At 52.1% G+C, this 18,006-nt stretch carries 17 protein-coding genes; 10 read left to right on the top strand and 7 right to left on the bottom strand.

The features are described from left to right. The first annotated feature begins 3 nt into the window (after positions 1–3). The 4 genes from rnr (at position 4) to argS (ending at position 5,671) form a co-directional block, all read left to right on the top strand. Positions 4–2,016, top strand: a complete 2,013-nt coding sequence (gene rnr, locus NFR55_RS04940; protein WP_251546892.1) for a ribonuclease R — start codon at positions 4–6, stop codon at positions 2,014–2,016. An 87-nt stretch (positions 2,017–2,103) separates the two neighbouring features. Continuing rightward, the gene (locus tag NFR55_RS04935; protein WP_251546891.1) at positions 2,104–2,481 is read left to right on the top strand and encodes a hypothetical protein; all 378 of its coding nucleotides are present in this window, start codon (positions 2,104–2,106) and stop codon (positions 2,479–2,481) included. 265 nt (positions 2,482–2,746) lie between these two features. Then, complete coding sequence (gene ychF, locus NFR55_RS04930; protein ID WP_251546889.1) at positions 2,747–3,835, top strand: redox-regulated ATPase YchF; 1,089 nt, start codon at positions 2,747–2,749, stop codon at positions 3,833–3,835. 138 nt (positions 3,836–3,973) lie between these two features. Continuing rightward, positions 3,974–5,671 carry an arginine--tRNA ligase gene (gene argS, locus NFR55_RS04925; RefSeq protein ID WP_251546887.1) on the top strand — a complete coding sequence of 566 codons (1,698 nt, stop codon included), beginning with the start codon at positions 3,974–3,976 and terminating at the stop codon, positions 5,669–5,671. Between the two features lie 269 nt (positions 5,672–5,940). Here the strand turns inward: argS and NFR55_RS04920 are convergent, their stop codons facing one another. Beyond that, positions 5,941–6,177 carry a hypothetical protein gene (locus NFR55_RS04920; protein WP_251546885.1) on the bottom strand — a complete coding sequence of 79 codons (237 nt, stop codon included), beginning with the start codon at positions 6,175–6,177 and terminating at the stop codon, positions 5,941–5,943. A gap of 104 nt (positions 6,178–6,281) precedes the next feature. Between NFR55_RS04920 and NFR55_RS04915 the strand changes: the two genes are divergently transcribed. After that, a complete protein-coding gene (locus tag NFR55_RS04915) occupies positions 6,282–6,623 on the top strand; it encodes an ArsR/SmtB family transcription factor (RefSeq protein WP_251546883.1) in 342 nt (113 codons plus the stop codon). Positions 6,624–6,742: 119 nt separating this feature from the next. Here NFR55_RS04915 and NFR55_RS04910 read toward each other — a convergent pair whose 3' ends face one another. Beyond that, complete coding sequence (locus NFR55_RS04910) at positions 6,743–6,946, bottom strand: helix-turn-helix transcriptional regulator (protein WP_251546881.1); 204 nt, start codon at positions 6,944–6,946, stop codon at positions 6,743–6,745. Between the two features lie 100 nt (positions 6,947–7,046). Here NFR55_RS04910 and ung point away from each other — a divergent pair, with 100 nt between their 5' ends. The 4 genes from ung (at position 7,047) to NFR55_RS04890 (ending at position 10,717) form a co-directional block, all read left to right on the top strand. Continuing rightward, complete coding sequence (gene ung / locus NFR55_RS04905; protein ID WP_251546879.1) at positions 7,047–7,757, top strand: uracil-DNA glycosylase; 711 nt, start codon at positions 7,047–7,049, stop codon at positions 7,755–7,757. Between the two features lie 99 nt (positions 7,758–7,856). Next, a complete protein-coding gene (locus NFR55_RS04900; protein ID WP_251546877.1) occupies positions 7,857–8,987 on the top strand; it encodes a S1C family serine protease in 1,131 nt (376 codons plus the stop codon). Positions 8,988–9,002: 15 nt separating this feature from the next. Further along, positions 9,003–10,109: a transglutaminase domain-containing protein gene (locus tag NFR55_RS04895; RefSeq protein ID WP_251546875.1), complete on the top strand. Its 1,107-nt coding sequence runs from the start codon at positions 9,003–9,005 to the stop codon at positions 10,107–10,109. Between the two features lie 116 nt (positions 10,110–10,225). Then, positions 10,226–10,717: a helix-turn-helix domain-containing protein gene (locus NFR55_RS04890; protein WP_251546873.1), complete on the top strand. Its 492-nt coding sequence runs from the start codon at positions 10,226–10,228 to the stop codon at positions 10,715–10,717. Here the strand turns inward: NFR55_RS04890 and acpP are convergent, their stop codons facing one another. From acpP to ilvD, 5 genes are all read right to left on the bottom strand, one after another. After that, positions 10,718–10,948 carry an acyl carrier protein gene (gene acpP, locus NFR55_RS04885; RefSeq protein ID WP_251546871.1) on the bottom strand — a complete coding sequence of 77 codons (231 nt, stop codon included), beginning with the start codon at positions 10,946–10,948 and terminating at the stop codon, positions 10,718–10,720. Positions 10,949–10,966: 18 nt separating this feature from the next. Continuing rightward, positions 10,967–12,049, bottom strand: coding sequence for a 3-isopropylmalate dehydrogenase (leuB, locus tag NFR55_RS04880; RefSeq protein WP_251546869.1), 1,083 nt, complete (start codon positions 12,047–12,049; stop codon positions 10,967–10,969). 30 nt (positions 12,050–12,079) lie between these two features. After that, positions 12,080–12,544 (bottom strand): 3-isopropylmalate dehydratase small subunit, encoded by a 465-nt coding sequence (locus NFR55_RS04875; protein ID WP_251546867.1) that lies wholly within the window; start codon positions 12,542–12,544, stop codon positions 12,080–12,082. 24 nt (positions 12,545–12,568) lie between these two features. Then, positions 12,569–13,819, bottom strand: coding sequence for a 3-isopropylmalate dehydratase large subunit (gene leuC / locus NFR55_RS04870; protein WP_251546865.1), 1,251 nt, complete (start codon positions 13,817–13,819; stop codon positions 12,569–12,571). Between the two features lie 156 nt (positions 13,820–13,975). Beyond that, complete coding sequence (gene ilvD, locus NFR55_RS04865; RefSeq protein ID WP_251546864.1) at positions 13,976–15,634, bottom strand: dihydroxy-acid dehydratase; 1,659 nt, start codon at positions 15,632–15,634, stop codon at positions 13,976–13,978. 194 nt (positions 15,635–15,828) lie between these two features. Between ilvD and NFR55_RS04860 the strand changes: the two genes are divergently transcribed. Next, entirely contained in the window at positions 15,829–18,006 is a 2,178-nt protein-coding gene (locus tag NFR55_RS04860) for an alpha-galactosidase (RefSeq protein ID WP_251546862.1), read from the top strand.

The raw sequence follows: 18,006 nt of genomic DNA, 5'->3' as shown, positions 1-18,006 counted from the left end.
AAAATGACTGCAAAGAAAAAGAAAGGTTTCGCGGGCGGAAAACGCAAGCCCGCCGCAACCGAAAGAAACGCAACTAAAAAACCTACCGACAGAAAGAAACCGCTTGCGGCCAAAGGCAAGCCCGCACGCGAACTCATACAGGGCAGGATAGACGCGAGCGGCAAGGGCTTCGGCTTTTTGATACGCGACGACGGCGGCGAAGACGTGTTTATACCCGCCCGCGACATGAACACCGCGCTCGGAGGCGACCGCGTTATATGCGAGCGCACGGGCAACAGCCGTGGCGGCGGCGAGGCGCGAGTTATAGAGATAATCGAACGCGCCAACGAAAGCATTGTGGGCACGTTTCACGCGGAAGGCAATTTCGGCGTGGTGGTTGCCGACAATCCCCGCTTGGGAACGGATATATTCGTTAAAGCCGAGCGTAGCGGCTGCGCGCGCGACGGCGAGAAAGTGGTGGTGAAAATATTGAGTTATCCGCCTTTGCGCCGACCCGACGGCGAGGTAATCGAGGTGCTCGGCTATCCCGACGAGTCGGGCGTGGACGTACTGAGCATAATACGCTCGTACGACTTGCGCGAGGAGTTTCCGCACGCCGTTACAGAGGAGGCGGCGGCAGTGCCCGACAGCGTGCTTCACGAAATGCTCGAGGGCAGAAAGGACTTTCGCGACGAGCTTATCATCACCATAGACGGCGACGACTCGCGCGATTTCGACGACGCCGTGACGGTGCGAAAGCTCGATAACGGGCAGTGGCGTTTGGGCGTGCACATAGCCGACGTAGCCGAATACGTTCGGGCGGGAAGCAAGCTCGACCGTGAAGCCTATTCGCGCGGCACGAGCGTTTACTTTCCCGACAGGGTTTTGCCCATGTTGCCCGAAAAACTGTCTAACGGAATATGTTCGCTCAACGAGGGCGAGGACAGGCTCACGCTGTCGGTGATAATGTATATAGACAATTTGGGCAACGTGGTGCGGCACAAGATTAGCGAGGGCGTGATACGCTCCGCCGCACGCATGACCTATTCAAACGTGGCGCAGATACTCGACGGCAACGAAGAACTTTGCGAAAAGTACGCCTTTCTCGTTCCCATGCTTAGTGAGATGAAAACGCTCGCCGAGCTTTTGAGAAACAAGCGCACGGCTCGCGGCAACATCGAATTCGATATTCCCGAGTGCAAAATAGTGCTTGACGAAGAGGGGCGCGTTACCGACGTTGCGCGTTATACTCAGCTCGTGTCGCACAAGATTATAGAAGAATTCATGCTTGCGTGCAACGAAACGGTTGCCGAACGGTTCGTTAAGGAGAAAGCGCCGTTTGTGTTTAGGGCGCACGCAGTGCCGCCCGCCGAAAAGGTGCAAACTCTCATAGGGTTCGCCTCGGCGTTGGGACTTACTTTCCGCGGCAACGTAAACGCGCCGCAAAGCATAGATTTCGCCCGCTTTCTCTCCTCGCTCGACGATAAAGTTGCGGGCGTTGTTAACCGCGTTGCTCTGCGCAGTATGAGCAAAGCCACGTACGAACCCAACAACATAGGGCATTTCGGACTCGCCGCACCGTATTACTGTCATTTCACGTCGCCCATACGCCGATATCCCGACCTCATGATACACCGCATAATAAAAGACTTTTTGCGCGGCGGGGATAAGGTTTTCAAAAAGTACGCCGATACGGTTGCCGAGGTGAGCAAACATTCGAGCGACCGCGAAAAGCTCGCCGAAACCGCCGAGCGCAAGGTTGACGACCTCAAAAAAGCCGACTATATGCGCGGCAAAGTGGGCGAGCGGTACTCGGGAGTGATTTCGGGCGTTACCGAATGGGGCATATTCGTGGAGCTCGAGAACACTGTGGAGGGGCTCGTGCGTACCGAGAACCTGCCGGGCGAGGGTTACGTGTTCAATCCCGACCTTTTCAGACTTGACAGCCCCATGCACACTTTTAAGCTGGGCGACGAGTTGAATATAGTAGTTTCCAAGGTAACGGGCGACAGGGTTTCTTTCGAGCTTTGCGACTGAAAAAAATTTTTTTTCAAATCATTGTATAATTTTACCAATGGCGAAAAATACTAAGGTTACAATAAAAATTAAAGGACGGTATTTTTTATGGTAAAAACTCTTGCAACTGCCGTAATGGCTGTGGCGGCTCTCGTGCCCGCACCCGTAAAGAAAGCGGAAAAGCCCCCTCTTGCACAGCTCGACTCCCTCGTGGTTAAGGTTATGCCGCAAAAGGCGGAACGCGTAGACGGCAACTATCTCATAGAGGGCGAACAAAAGACTGCCGACGAAAGATACAACGAGCTCAAAGCCGCGCTCGACGAACGCTTCAAGCACATGTTCGAGCTCAAAGCCGCGCTCGATAAAGCTCAAAGCGCAATGAGTTCCAAGTGGAACGAATACTACGCGCTCAGCGAGAAATACAACAAAGAACTAAAGAAGATAATAGCCGCATGGGTTACCGAAAACAACTACGTTAACGAATAACGGCAGGTTTAGGAGAAAGAAGCGTTTTTGCAAACGCTTCTTTTTGTATACCGTATATGCTTCATGTAGGAGATTGCCGCGCTCGCGGTGCTCGCTCGCAATGACGTGTGGAAAAACGTCATTGCGAGGGCGCTTGTGCCCGAAGCAATCTCAAACATGAGAAAGCGGCGGTTGCCATACATATTGCAAGCATGAGAAAAGAGTTGCGTTTGCGCCCGAATTGTTGTATACTTGTGTGTAGAAAAATTTCAAAGGGACAAAGCAAATGAAATTAGGAGTAGTGGGACTTCCGAACGTAGGAAAAAGCACGCTGTTCAACGCGATTACAAAAGCGGGCGCGGAATGCGCGAACTATCCGTTTTGCACCATAGAACCCAACGTGGGCGTGGTTGCCGTGCCGGATAGCAGGCTTGCGGTGCTTGCAAAGATGTACAACACCAAAAAGGTTACGCCGGCGGTGCTCGAGTTTGTAGACATAGCGGGGCTTGTAAAAGGCGCGTCTAAGGGCGAGGGGCTCGGAAACAAGTTTCTTTCGCATATTCGCGAGGTGGACGCCATAGTGCATGTGGTGCGCTGTTTCGGCGGCACGGGCGTTATACACGTAGACGGGAGCGTAGACCCGTTGCGCGATATAGAAACAATAAATCTCGAGCTTGTGCTCAGCGACCTCGAAACGGTGAGTAAGCGACTCGACAAAGCCGAGAAATACGTTAAAACCGGCGAGAAGAAATACGCCGAAGAAGCCGCGTTGCTCAAGAAAATAAAGAGCGTTCTCGAAGAAGGCAAAACCGCTCGCACGCTTAAGCTAACCGACGAAGAAAAAGAAATGACTCGCGATTTCTTTTTGCTTACCGCAAAACCCGTTATATACTGCGCCAACATTAGCGAGTCGGAAATAGGAAAGCCCAACGCCTACGTTGATAAAGTTCGCGAGTTTGCCGCGGGCGAGGGAGCGCAAACGGTGGAAATTTGCGCCAAAGCCGAAGAGGACCTCTCAACGCTCGACGACGCCGACCGCGAAGAACTCAGCCGCGACCTCGGACTTACCGAGTCGGGACTCGACAGGGTGATAAAAGCGGGCTACTCGTTGCTCGGACTGATAAGCTATTTAACCGCGGGTGAAAAAGAGGTGCGCGCTTGGACCATAGAGCAGGGCACCAAAGCGCCGCAGGCGGCGGGCAAGATACACACCGATTTCGAAAAAGGCTTTATACGCGCCGAAATTGTTTCTTACGAAGACCTTGTTGCTTTAGGCGGCTTCAATCAAGCCAAAGAGAAAGGCAAAGTGCGCAGCGAAGGCAAGGAATACGTTATGCGGGACGGGGATGTGGTGTTGTTCCGTTTCAACGTATAGAACGGCAGGCGTATAGCGGCACATCTACGCACTGCGTGCTTGTGCGTATCTGCACCGCTCTCCGCCCGCCTTTACACTTACACGTCATTGCGAGCGAGTGAAACGAGCGAAGCAATCTCATACATGAGGAACTGAAAAATGGATTACAGAAAAATAATATCTCAAACAGTGAAAATAGACGGAGTGTCGGAAGAAGAAATTTACGCCGCGATTTCCGTTCCGCCCAGACGCGAAAACGGCGAGTATTGCTTGCCGTGCTTCCGATTTTCCAAAGCGTTGCGCACGTCGCCAAACGCCATTGCGGATAAACTCAAAGCCGAAATAAAACTGCCGCCCGAAATAGAGTCGGCGGAGTCGGTTGCGGGCTATCTCAATTTTAAGCTCAACCGCGCGTTTTTGGCGGCGGGCACTCTCAACGAGATTGCCGCAAAGGGCGAAACTTTTGCGCCGCACGCGCCGCTCGGAAAAACCGTTTGCATAGATTATTCGTCTATAAACATAGCGAAGCCCTTCCACATAGGGCACTTGCTCACCACAGCCATAGGCGGCTCGCTTTACCGCATCTTCGATTACCTCGGCTACAAAACCGTGGGCATAAATCATTTGGGCGATTGGGGCACGCAGTTCGGCAAGCTCGTTTCGGCATATAAGCGTTGGGGTAACGACGAGGATATACAAAAGCGCGGAGTTACCGCACTTATGGAGCTTTACGTGCGTTTCCACGCCGAAGCCGAACACAATCCCGAGCTTGACGACGAGGGCAGATATTATTTCAAAAAGATAGAGGACGGCGACGCCGAAGCCGTGGGCATATTCGAGCGTTTCAAAGAGCTTACTCTAATAGAGGTGCAAAAGATATACGACCGACTCGGCATTACGTTCGACTCCTACGCGGGCGAAAGTTTTTATAACGACAAAATGCAGCCCGTTATAGACGAGCTCGAGCAAAAGGGACTGCTTACCGAGAGCGAGGGCGCAAAGGTGGTGGACCTCGAAGCCGAGGGCATGCCGCCCTGTCTTATTCTTAAAAAAGACGGCGCGACTTTGTATGCCACGCGCGACCTCGCCGCCGCCGTATACAGGCACGATACTTACGATTTTTACAAGTGCTTGTACGTTGTTGCGTATCAGCAAAATTTGCATTTCAAACAGGTTTTCAAGGTGCTCGAAAAGCTCGGAAAACCGTGGGCACATAACTGCGTTCACGTGCCGTTCGGCATGGTGAGTTTGGAGGGCGGGGAAGCTCTTTCCACGCGCAAGGGCAACGTGGTTTTGCTCAAAGACGTGCTCTCCACGGCGGTTGCCAAAGCCGAAAAGATAATAGCCGAAAAGAACCCCGACCTTGCCGATAAGTCCGCCGTGGCGGAAGCTGTGGGCGTAGGAGCGATAGTGTTTTCGGCGTTGTCCACCTCGCGCATAAAAGATATGGTTTTTTCCTACGATAAATCGCTTTCCTTCGAGGGCGAAACCGCGCCTTATTTGCAGTACACGCACGCGCGTTGTTCGTCGATTTTGAAAAAGGCGGAGTATTCGTATTCGGGCGGCAAAGAGGTGGATTTCACGGCTCTTTGCGACGACGAAAGCATAGACGTTATAACTCAACTCGCTCGCTTCGAAGCGGTGGTATCCGAAGCCGCCGAAAAGTACGAACCTTGCCTTATTGCCCGCTATCTTTTGGATTTGGCGCAAACTTTCAACCGCTTTTATATTGGGCACAGGGTTGTTACCCAAGACAAAAAAACAACCGACGCTCGGTTGCTTTTGACTGCCTGCGTAAAGTCCACGCTTAAGAACGGTTTGAATTTGTTGCTCATTAAAGCTCCCGAAAAAATGTAAATCAGGCGGGCGTATAGCGGCGCATCTACGCCCGCCGCGCTGTTAAACCGTCATTGTGAGCGGCAATCTGTTCCGTTCTCCCATGTCATTGCGAGCGGCGTAGCCGCGCGGCAATCTCAGCCGAGAGAAATGTGCAGTGACTTTACATGTTCCATGTAGGGGATTGCCACGCTCGTTTCACTCCCTTGCAATGACACGCACCCCAAAAACCTGTCATTGCGAGCGGCGTAGCCGCGCGGCAATCTCAGCCGAGAGAAATTACGTTAACGTTAAAACGTAGTATTTGTATTATTATTATTGTTGCGGCAACGGCAAGACGAATTGCCCGAGAGAGCGTTTGCGGCGTCCGCAGAGGGATTGTTGCAACTGCTTATTAGCATAGATGCAATTATAAGTTCGTTGAGAGAACCGCGCGTCGAACGGTTGGTTTGTTCGACGTCGTTTTCGCGTTCGTTGCTCATAAGAAGAATAAGCAAAAGCAAATTGTAGATATCGTCTTGGTTCACTGTTTTTCTCCAAAAGTCGCGGGACGGCGACAAAAACGGTATTGTGTTTACGCTTGCCCGATACGTATGTTTGTATTAAAATATATTCATAGGAGGCGGCGATTATGCTTAGAGAAGAAAGATTGCTTATAGACAACAAAACGCTCGAGCTTGTGCGCAGTTACGTGCCCAAAGAGGACGCGCTGAGCGCGATGAGCGAATTTTTTTCCGCGCTCGGCGACGAAACGAGGTTGAAACTCATTTCGGCTTTGAGCATATCGGAAATGTGCGTAACCGATTTGAGCATGAGTCTCGGCATAAATCAAACCACCGTTTCGCACCAACTCCGTAACTTAAAAACCATAGGCGCGGTAAAAGTGCGCCGCCAAGGAAAGATATCTTTCTATTCTCTGCGCGACGGCGTGCTTTTGGATATAATGCTGAAAGCCGTAAATTTTGTTTCTTAAGCGCGAATAATTTTTTAACCTACTGCGCAAATTAAACTTGTACCAAAGATAAATGCCTTTCCGCTCGGGTTGCCCTTTTGCCGACGGAAAGGCACGGTACTACATAATAGTTGATAAATTTAATTAAAATCTCTGCCGACCAGTTCGTCTAAAGATACGTCGAAATAGTCCGCGATAGTTACGAGTTGAGATATCGAGGGTTCGCTATAGCCTGTTTCCCAATGAGAAATCGTTTTCTCGGTTGTGCTTAATGCTTGCGCCAAATCCGCTTGAGTCATCTCTCGCTCGGTACGCAAATTTTTTAAGTTGTTTGCAAAATTCATAATACACTATGATAATATAGCATAGTCGGGTTTTTGTCAAGTAAACAATAACTTGATTTTTTTTTGCGTCTGTGTTACAATTATGGCGGAGACGTTGAAAATGATTAAAATAGGAAATTCGTGGGACGAGGTCCTCAAAAAAGAGTTCGAAGCTCCGTATTTCGAGCAGTTGTTCGAAAAGGTGGACGAGGAGTATCGAAAGCATACGGTGTTTCCGCCGTATGACCTTATATTTCGTGCGCTTAAGATGGCGGATTACAACAAAGTTAAGGTTGTAATACTCGGGCAAGACCCGTACCACGGTGACGGACAGGCAAACGGGATTGCGTTTGCGGTGAATAACGGCATACAGCTTCCGCCCTCGCTCGTGAACATTTACAAAGAGATAGAGAACGATATAGGCGTGAAAATGCCGAACAGCGGCACTTTGCTCGGTTGGGAAGAACAGGGCGTACTGCTATTGAACGCAACTCTCACCGTGCGCAAAGCCACGCCGCAGTCGCACAGCGCGATTGGTTGGCAGAAATTCACCGACGCGGTAACCGTGGCTCTGAGCGAGCGCGAAAAGCCTATGGTGTTTATTTTGTGGGGTGCGGGCGCGGGTTCCAAAAAGCCGCTCATAGCCGCGCGGCATTTGGTGCTCACCTCGCCGCATCCGAGTCCGCTCTCGGCGAGCCGCGGATTTTTCGGTTGCAAACATTTTTCCAAGGCGAACGAGTTTCTTGCCGAGCACGGCATGGCTCCCATAGACTGGGCGAACGTAGACGGCGGACTCGCGCCTTACTACGGCGGCAAAATTATACGGGTGTAAACGTAATTGTACGGGCTCCATGGCTGAGATTGCCACGGGCACAAGTGCCCTCGCAATGACATAATAAGAAAAAGCATAAAAATATGAAAGGATAATCCGATGGAAATATACGAACACAATGCAGTGCACGGGCAGTCCGCTCCGCCGCAAAAAAACAAACCGAGCGTATACGCAATAATCGCGATAGTTCTTGCGGCCGTTGCGTGCGCGTTGTCTGCCGCCGCGCTTGCGGTTGCCGTAGTACTCGGCGGCGGCGAGAGCGAAAAAGCTCTCGGGTTCGAAGAGATTTTCGGCTCGGTGCGCCCCTCGTCGGTTGAGGTGTGGGGCGGACAGGAGGGGAGCGGAGTCGTATACAAAGTTTCGGGCGGCAAAACGTATGTTATAACGAACAACCACGTTATAGCGGGCGTGGAAACCGCGCTCGTGCGGTTTACCGAGAACGGCAAAAAATATGAAGGAGCGGTGCTCGGATACGACTCTTACCACGATATAGCCGTAATCGAGCTTAGCGGCGAATACGGCGCAAAGCCCGTGACGGCGGGAAGCAAGCCGAATATAGGCGCGAGCGTGCTTGCGGTGGGCAACAATCTCGGAAACGGCATAGCGGCGTTTAACGGCATTGTGTCGCGCACGAGCTGTTTGCTAAAGGTTACGACGGAATCCAAAACCGTGCCCGTGTACGCCGTAACGTGCGCCGTAAACGGCGGAATGAGCGGCGGCGGACTGTTTAACGACAAGGGCGAAATCGTGGGCATAAACACGTACAGAGCGGCTACCACGAACGGCGGCGAGGAACAGCTCTACGATATGAACTACAGCGTGCCTTTCGATATTGCCGATAAGCTCGCCCGCGCGATAATTGCCGACCGTCCCGCGGGACAGGTGAACAAGATGGAAATACGCGCGGACGCGGTTACGGCAGACGAAATAGAATTTATCGGACTGTATTTCGACGCGAAATTCGGAGAGGACGGGCTTGAAATAAGTTACGTGTACGGAGCGGCGGCGGACGCATTCGAGCTTACGGGCGGCAAGCCGCAGATAGGCGACAGGGTGGTTAAAATCGGGTCGCTCGAGGTGCGCCCCGATACCTGCGTTGCGGATATTTATTCGGAGTGCCTCGATTACGCGCACAACCCGTCGCTCGGTTCAGAGTCGCTCAAAGCGGTGCTCGAGCGCGAGGGGGAAACCGTTACTCTTACCTATAACACCAAGCGTTTCAGATTTTAATACGGAGGAGAGCGAATGAAACATTTGCGTAAACTTGCGATTTTGGCGTTTGCGGCGTTGTTTGCGGCAACGGCCTTGGGGTGCTCGCTGTTCAGAGAAAAGAGCGAGGAAATACTCCCGCACCTCATTTCCGAAGAAGAGAGGGAGAGCGAGCCGGTTCGCAGGGCAGAACTTTTGACCGACGCGAAAGGTTTTAGCGCGAAAACCACGAACGAACAGTTCGACGAACTTGTGGATATTTTATATAACGGTTACCGCCCCGATTTCGGCAAGGCGCAACCCGTGGTAAAACAGGTTTACGAAAAGGCGATGGATATACTCAATCGCTACGTTAAAAACGATTTTTCGGACTACGAGCGAGTGCACGCAATGCACGACTGGCTTGTGTATTACGTTAAGTACGATTTCGAGTTGGCTGAAAATCCGTCCGCCGCCGACTCCAACAACCGCTCTTTCAGGCTCGACGGCGCACTCTTATACAACAAAGCGGTTTGCGACGGCTACGCCAAAGCGTTCGCGCTCATGTGCGGCATAGAGCAAATACCCTGCATACGCGTGCTCGGAAGATTTACCGGACCTAACGGAATACCCGAAAATCACGCCTGGAACAAAGTTCAACTTAACGGCAAGTGGTATAATCTCGACTCCACGATGGACGCGTTCCATTTGGAAACCTCGAGCGGCAAGTACGAGCGCATACTCAATCACGGATACTATCTTTTGTCGGACGCCGATATTTCCGACTCGCTCACCGGTAGGCACGAACAAACGGGAACGGTGCCCTCGCTTGTCGATTATCCGTGCGAAGAGTCTTACGATTTCCATTCTCAAGAAAATCTCGGAATAGGCTCGTACAAAATGACGGTTACGAGTCAAAACGAGCTTAACGGCATTTTCGAGAAAGTGAAAGACGCTAACGGAAAAATAGGAAAGTTGGAGCTTAAGCTCGACTTTCCCGAGTACGACAAGGTAAACTTAAAACGCCCCGACGCCTATCTTATGCAGATATCCGCCGCTTACTCGAAAATCAAAGATTGCGATTATCGCTTCGACTCGGCGAGCGGCATATATCCGTATTACAGATACCCTCAGGGCGTTTTCGTGTTTTTGATATACAAGTAGCGAAAAAGCAACCTAAAGTTGCGCAAAAAAACGGGCATTGCAAACGTAAGTTGGTTGAGTTTTACGGTGTTCCGCGTTATAATTGAGAGGTAGAAAACAACGGAGGAACGCATTAAATGAGCTTTTCGGAAAATTTGCAGTATTTGAGAAAACGCGACAGGATAACGCAAGAGGAGCTTGCCGACAAAATAGGAGTGTCGCGGCAGTCGGTATCCAAATGGGAAACGGGCGAGGCATATCCCGAAACCGACAAGTTGATAGTTTTATGCGATATGTTTAACGTATCGCTCGACGTTATGGTGCGCGGCGACGCGAGCGCACCCGCGGTAAAGGAAAAAGACAATAGAGAAATCGAAAACGACGAGCCGAATCGCAAAAAGCGAAAAGGAGCGTCGCTTAAAAGACGGTCGGAAACGATATGCTGGATAGTAATGATATCTATACTCGCCGTTTATTTTGTTTTGGGCTTTGTTTTTGACCTGTGGCACCCCGGTTGGGTGGTGTTTCCTGCGGGCGGAATTATTTGCGCCATAATAAATACCGTTATCGGCAATAAAGACAGCGACGATAACGGTACTTGCGATGATAACGATAAAGAAGAAAAATAACTACTTTTTCATCTCGCTTTCTATGTAGTCTACGAGCGCGCCCACGCGGGTGAGCTCTTCTACTTTTTCGTCGGGAATGGTAACGCCCGTTTCTTCCTCGAGAGTGAAGAGCATTTCCACAACCAAAAGCGAGTCGGCGTTTAAGTCGGCGCGAACGTCGGTGTCGCGCGTTATTACGCTTTTATCAACTTTGAGATACTTTGCGAGCATTTCGGTAACTTTATCGAACATAATATATATTTCTCCTTGTTATTTTGCGTTTAGAACTTCGAGCGCGATTAGTTCGCCCATTTTACTGCACGATACCTTTTTTGTGCCCATGGAGCATATATCGGGCGTGCGGTAGCCTTTGCTTAATATGGTGTTTATCGCTTTTTCGAGCGCGGCGGTTTCGGTAACGAGTCCGAGCGACGAAGAAAGCATCATTGCCGCGGCGAGTATCGTTGCAATCGGGTTTGCGGTGTCCGTTCCCGCAATATCGGGGGCGGAGCCGTGTATGGGCTCGTAAAGCCCGAGTTTGCCCGCGCCCAAACTGCTCGAGGGCAAAAGCCCTATAGAGCCGGTGAGCATTGCCGCCTCGTCCGAAAGTATGTCGCCGAACATGTTGGGGCAGAGGAGCACGTCGAACTGCGAGGGGTCTTTTATGAGTTGCATTGCGCAGTTATCCACGAGCATGTGCTCGAGTTTTACTTCGGGATAGCTCTCGGCTACTCTCGTAACCGTGGCTCTCCACAGCCTGCTCGTTTCGAGCACGTTGGCTTTGTCTACGCTCGTAACTTTTTTGCGCCGTCCCATGGCTACGTCGAACGCTATTTTGGCTATGCGCTCGATTTCGGGTATCGTGTATACCTCGGTATCGAACGCTTCCTGACCGTTTTTGCCGCTGCGGAAGCCGCGCGGTCCGAAATATATGCCGCCCGTAAGCTCGCGCACCACAACGAGGTTTATGCCTTTTTTGGCTATTGCGGGCTTAAGCGGGGAGTCGCCCTTAAGTTGCTCGTACAAAAGGGCGGGGCGCACGTTTGCGTATAAACCGAGCGCACTGCGCAGTCCGAGCAGTCCCTTTTCGGGGCGCAAATGCCCGGCGAGGTTATCCCATTTAGGACCGCCTACCGCGCCCAAAAGCACCGCGTCGCTGCGTTTGCACTCGTCTATAGTTTCTTGCGGAAGGGGAACGCCGGTGCTGTCTATCGCCGCGCCGCCCATAATGGGGAACGAGTAGTGAAAGGTATGCCCGAATCTACGCGCAACCGCGTCCAAGCAACCTATTGCGGCGTCTACTATTTCCGGACCTATTCCGTCGCCGCGAATTACCGCTATTTTGGCTTCCATGTAATTCTTCCTCCTGAAAGTTAGTAATAATTAGCCGAACAGTCCGCCGCGGGCGATTATTTCCCGAATTTCGGCGGGGTAGGGCGGCACGGAGTATTTTTTACCCAGCCGCTTGTTGATTATAAAGCCTTTCGTTAGGTCTATCTCCATTTCGTCGCCGTCGAGCGAGTCGAGCGCAGCCTCTTTGCACTCGAGTATGGGAAGTCCTATGTTTATTGCGTTTCTGAAAAATATTCTGGCAAAACTCGCCGCTATCACGCACGATATGCCCGAAGCCTTTATTGCGAGCGGCGCGTGTTCTCTGCTCGAGCCGCACCCGAAATTTTCGCCCGCCGTCATGATATCGCCGCCGTGAACTTTGGCGGAAAACTCGGCGTCTATATCTTCCATGCAGTGCGCCGCGAGTTCGCGAGCGTCCGACGTGTTGAGATAACGTGCGGGAATTATAACGTCGGTGTCTACGTTGTCGCCGTATTTGTGTGCTTTGCCTGTCACGGTGCAATCCTCCTATAAACTCTATTATAAAACGCCGATTTTGCCGAGCACCGCGCTGCATGCCGCCACGTAGGGCGAGGCGAGGTATATTTCGCTCGTTATGTGACCCATGCGCCCCACGAAGTTGCGGTTCGTGGTTGCAACGCACCGTTCGTTTTCGGCAAGTATGCCCATGTGTCCGCCCAGACACGGACCGCACGTGGGGGTGGATATCACCGCTCCCGCGTTAATGAATATTTCGGCGAGTCCTTCTTTTATTGCCTGCAAATATATTTCGTTGGTTGCGGGTATGATTATTGCCCGCACGCCTTTCGCCACTTTGCGCCCCTTAAACACGTTTGCCGCCGCTCTTAGGTCGGATATGTGCCCGTTGGTACACGAGCCTATCACCACTTGGTCTATTTTGATATCGCCCGCTTGGTCTACCGTGCGGGTGTTTTCGGGCAGGTGGGGGAACGCAACCGTGGGTGTTAGCGCGGAAAGGTCTATTTCCACCGTCTGCTCGTATTCGGCGTCTTTATCCGCTTCGTGAATTTTGCCTTTGCGCGAGGTGCGCCCGTTTAGGTATTCGGCGGTTATTTCGTCGTAAGCGAAAATTCCGTTTTTCGCGCCCGCCTCTATAGCCATGTTGCAAATGGTAAAGCGGTCGTCTATATCGAGATTGCGGCAACCGTCGCCCACAAATTCGAGCGACTTATAAAGTGCGCCGCACACTCCTATTTTGCCTATGAGGTGCAGTATAACGTCTTTACCGCAAATATTAGCCGCCTTCTTTCCTTTAAGCAACACTTTTATCGCGGAGGGAACTTTGAACCAGGCGGTGCCCTTGTGCATGCCGTACGCCATATCGGTAGAGCCTACTCCCGTGGAAAAAGCTCCGAGTGCGCCGTAAGTGCAGGTGTGCGAGTCCGCGCCTATTACGAGGTCGCCGGGGCACACAAGCCCTTTTTCGGGCAAAAGCGCGTGCTCTATGCCCATTTCGCCCACGTCGTAAAAGTGAGTTATGTTTTGTGCGGCGGCGAATTCGCGGCACTTTTTGCACTGCTGCGCCGATTTTATATCTTTGTTTGGCGCAAAGTGGTCCATTACGAGCGCGATTTTGTCTTTGTCGAACACGCCCGATTTGCCCGCCTTATTTAGCTCGTTGATTGCCACGGGCGACGTTATATCGTTGCCGAGCACTAAGTCGAGTTTGGCGGTGACAAGCTGACCGGGCTTTACTTCTTCGAGTCCGGCTTTATCGGCAAGTATTTTTTGAGAGAGCGTCATTCCCATGATTTTTGTTTCCTTTGGCGATTTTCCTCATGTAGGAGATTGCTTCGTCGGGCTACGCCCTCCTCGCAATGACAATGTAGACGAGGTTTTACTGTCATTGCGAGCGAGCTATGCGAGCGCGGCAATCTCTTGCATGGAACAAGTTTTAATTCCGCGTCAGAATTTTTTCTTTAGCACCGCGCCTTGCGACGCGCTCGTAACGAGGTATTTGTATCTGAGCAACCACCCCGAAGGTTCGTCGTCTTTGGGTCGGTACTTTTTGGTTCGCGCCGTCATTTCTTTGGCGTTTATTTCGAGATTGAGCCTGCCGTTCGGGATATCTATGCTTATCTTGTCGCCGTCTTTAACGAGCGCGATTTTTCCGCCGTCCGCCGCCTCGGGGCAAACGTGACCTATAGCCGCGCCGCGAGTCGCGCCCGAAAATCTGCCGTCGGTAATCAGAGCCACGTCTTCGTCGAGTCCCATGCCGCACAGCGCGGAGGTGGGGGAAAGCATTTCGCGCATGCCCGGTCCGCCTTTTGGCCCTTCGTACCTGATTACTATCACGTCGCCCTTTTGAATTTTGCCGCTCATTATGGCGTGCACGCAATCTTCTTCGCTGTCGAAGCATTTTGCTTTGCCCGTAAACGAAAGCATTTTTTGCGACACCGCGCTACGCTTAACCACCGCGCCGTCTTCGCATATGTTGCCTTTGAGCACCGCAATGCCGCCGCAGGGCGAAATCGGGTTGGTTATGGGATTTATCGCGTCGCCGCATATTTCGGCGTTGGCGTACGCGCGTTTAAGCGATTTGCCCGTAACCGTGAGGCAGTCGCCCTTTATTAAGTTGCGCTCGCTAAGCTCGTGCATTACCGCCGCAACGCCGCCGCTCCGCCCGAAATCTTCCATATCGCGAGAGGTGGAGGGGCTTAATTTGCAAAGGTTGGGGGTGCGGTCGGAAATTTGTTGCACAAAATCCAAATTGAGAGTAATTCCGCATTCCGCGGCAATGGCAAAGAGGTGGAGCACCGTGTTGGTGGAAGCTCCGATTGCCATATCCACCGCGAGCGCGTTGGCAAATGCGTCGCGCGTGAGTATCATGCGGGGGCGGATATCGTTTGAAACGAGGTTCATAACCGCTTCGCCCGCGCGTTTTGCCAGCCGCAAACGCTCCGCTTTAACTGCGGGTATCGTACCGTTTCCGGGCAGAGCCATGCCGAGCGCTTCGCAAAGGCAGTTAATGGAGTTTGCCGTGTACATGCCGCAACAACTGCCGCAACCGGGGCAGGCGCAGTTTTCGAGTTCGGTTAAGTCGCTTGCCGACATTGCGCCCGATTTAACTTTTCCCACCGCTTCGAACATGGTGGAAAGGCTGACCTTTTCGCCGCGGAACACGCCGCTTTCCATAGGTCCGCCCGAAACGAGCACCGCGGGAAGATTTACCCGCGCCGCACCCATGAGCATGCCCGGCACAATCTTGTCGCAGTTGGGAACGAGCACCGCGCCGTCGAACGCGTGCCCTATGAGCATGCTTTCGACGCCGTCGGCAATTAGCTCGCGCGAGGGGAGCGAATATCGCATGCCGTCGTGACCCATGGCTATGCCGTCGCAAATTCCTATGGCAGGCACGACTACGGGAGTGCCGCCCGCGGCGTAAACGCCCGCCTTCACGGCGTCGGTTATAGCGTCGAGATGCAAGTGCCCCGGCACGATTTCGCTCTTTGCCGAGATTATGGCTATAATGGGTTTGGCTATCTCTTCGTCGGTGAGTCCGAGCGCTTTGTAAAGCGAGCGCTGAGGAGCTTTCTCTATTCCCATGCTCAATTCTTTAGACATTGCTTTGTTGTTCCTCTCTTTGAAAATGTATACTCTTATATTATAGCAAAACATAACGGCGTTTGTAAAGTCGATTTGCGTTCGCTTTGGGCTATAATTTACAATTCCGCCGCAAAAATCGCCCTAAACACTTGCTTATTGCCGCAAATTGCGATAAACTTATCTTACCGATAACGAATCGATGGGGTTTAATTATGATATATTACGACGAAAGCGGCAAGATATTTTTGCTAAGCGGCAAAAACTACTCTTACGCCATGTTTGTAAACAAATACGGTTTCTTGCAACATCTCCACTACGGAAGCAAGATATCGGAGAGCGACGCTGTTTGGCTTGCGGGCAGAATAGGCAAGGCGTATCAGCCCGACTGCGAGGGCAACAACACCGACCTCGACATAGACAACATGCCGAGCGAGTGCGGTTTTGCGTATCGCGGCGATTTCCGCGAGCCCACCGTGGTAACCGAGCGGGCGGACGGCGCGTCTATGAGCAGATATCTTTACGCGTCGCATAAAATATCGGAGGGAGTGTTCGAGCCCTCGGGGCTTCCGCACGCCCGCCGCGGCGACAAAACTCTGTACGTAACTTTGCGCGACGGATTTTCGGATACCGAAATAGTTCTTTACTACACCGTGAGCGACGACTCCGACGTGTTGGTGCGCGGCTCGGTGATAAAGAACGCGGGCAAAACCGCGCTCAAGCTCAAAAAGGCGTTTTCGTTTTGCACCGAACTTTTCGCCGCCGACTGGAAACTGCTTAAACTCGAGGGCAATTGGGTTGCCGAGCGCAGTCCCGAAATAACAGACCTCGGGCACGGCGTAACCAAAATACAGTCTTTGCGCGGCGCGTCGTCGCACCAAATGAACCCGTTTGCGGCGCTTCTGCGCGACGGCGCGGACGAGTTTTCGGGTGAGTGCTACGGCTTTCAGCTCATATACAGCGGCTCTTGGGCGATAACCGCCGAACGCAATAACATAAATCAACTGCGCATTCAGGGCGGAGTAAACGATTTCGGATTTTGTTGGAAGCTGGGCGCGGGCGAGTCGTTCCATACTCCGCAAGCCGCGCTGTGCTATTCGTCGGAAGGCATGGGAAAACTTTCGCGCGAATACGCCGATTTCATACGCGAGCGCATAATGCCGCCCGCGCACGCGTTTTCCACCCGCCCCATAGTGGTGAACAATTGGGAAGCTACGTATTTCGATTTTAACAATGAAAAACTTTTCGCCATAATAGACGAGTCGGCAAAGCTCGGCATAGATACTTTTGTGCTCGATGACGGCTGGTTCGGCGTGCGCGACTCCGACCGCTCGGGACTTGGCGACTGGGTTGTTAACGAGAAAAAACTGAAAGGCGGACTTAAAGCCGTTATAGACCGTTGCAAGAGTAAAGGCATGAAATTCGGGCTTTGGTTCGAGCCGGAAATGATATCGCCCGATAGCGACTTGTACCGCGCTCATCCCGATTACGCGATATGCAAAAAAGGCACTACTCCCGTATACGGGCGCAATCAGCTTTGTTTGGACTTAACCCGCAAAGAGGTGCGCGACTGCGTTGTGGAAGCGGTGAGCAAGGTGCTGCGCGAAAACGAAATTTCATACGTGAAATGGGATTATAATCGCGACCTTGCGGATATGTATTCGGAGAGTCTGCCCGCCGACGGAATGGGCGAGTTTACGCATCGCTACATGCTGGGCGCGTACGATTTGTTCGAGCGCATAACCTCGGCTTTTCCGAACATTTTATTCGAGGGGTGCGCGGGCGGCGGCAGGCGTTTCGACGCGGGCATGCTGTACTATTTCCCGCAGATTTGGACGAGCGACAACACCGACGCTGTGGAGCGCACTCGCATACAGTACGGCACGTCGTACTGCTATCCGCTGTCGGCTATGAGCTGTCACGTTTCCGTTTGCCCCAACCACCAAACGGGGCGCACCGTTTCTTTCGATACCCGCGGCGCGGTTGCATCTTTGGGCTCTACGGGTTACGAGTTGGATATTTCCAAACTCTCCGAGCAGGAAAAGCAAAAAGTGAAAAAGCAGGTTGAAGACTACAAAAAAATCTCCGACCTTGTACTGAGCGGAGATTTGTACAGACTTTGCGACCCGTTTGCGGGCGACCGGTTCTGTGAAATGCTTGTGTCGAAAGACAAGTCTAAAGCGTATATTGCGGGCGTTTTGACAAGTTACTTGCCGCGCCGCAATTCGTCGCATTTGCGTATTTACGGACTTGACGAAAACAAAACTTACAAAATTACGGAAACGGGCGAATGCGTGAGCGGCAAAGTTCTTGCTGCGGCGGGAATACCGTTCCGCGAGTTAAGAGAATACGAAAGTTTTGTTTACCATATAGAAGAAGTAAAGAAGAAATAA

The sequence above is a fragment of the Pumilibacter intestinalis genome (genome assembly GCF_943193005.1).
In the GTDB taxonomy this organism is placed as follows: domain Bacteria; phylum Bacillota; class Clostridia; order Christensenellales; family Pumilibacteraceae; genus Pumilibacter; species Pumilibacter intestinalis.
The sequence above is the reverse complement of the archived record's forward strand: the minus strand, read 5'-3'. Positions and strand labels throughout refer to the sequence as shown.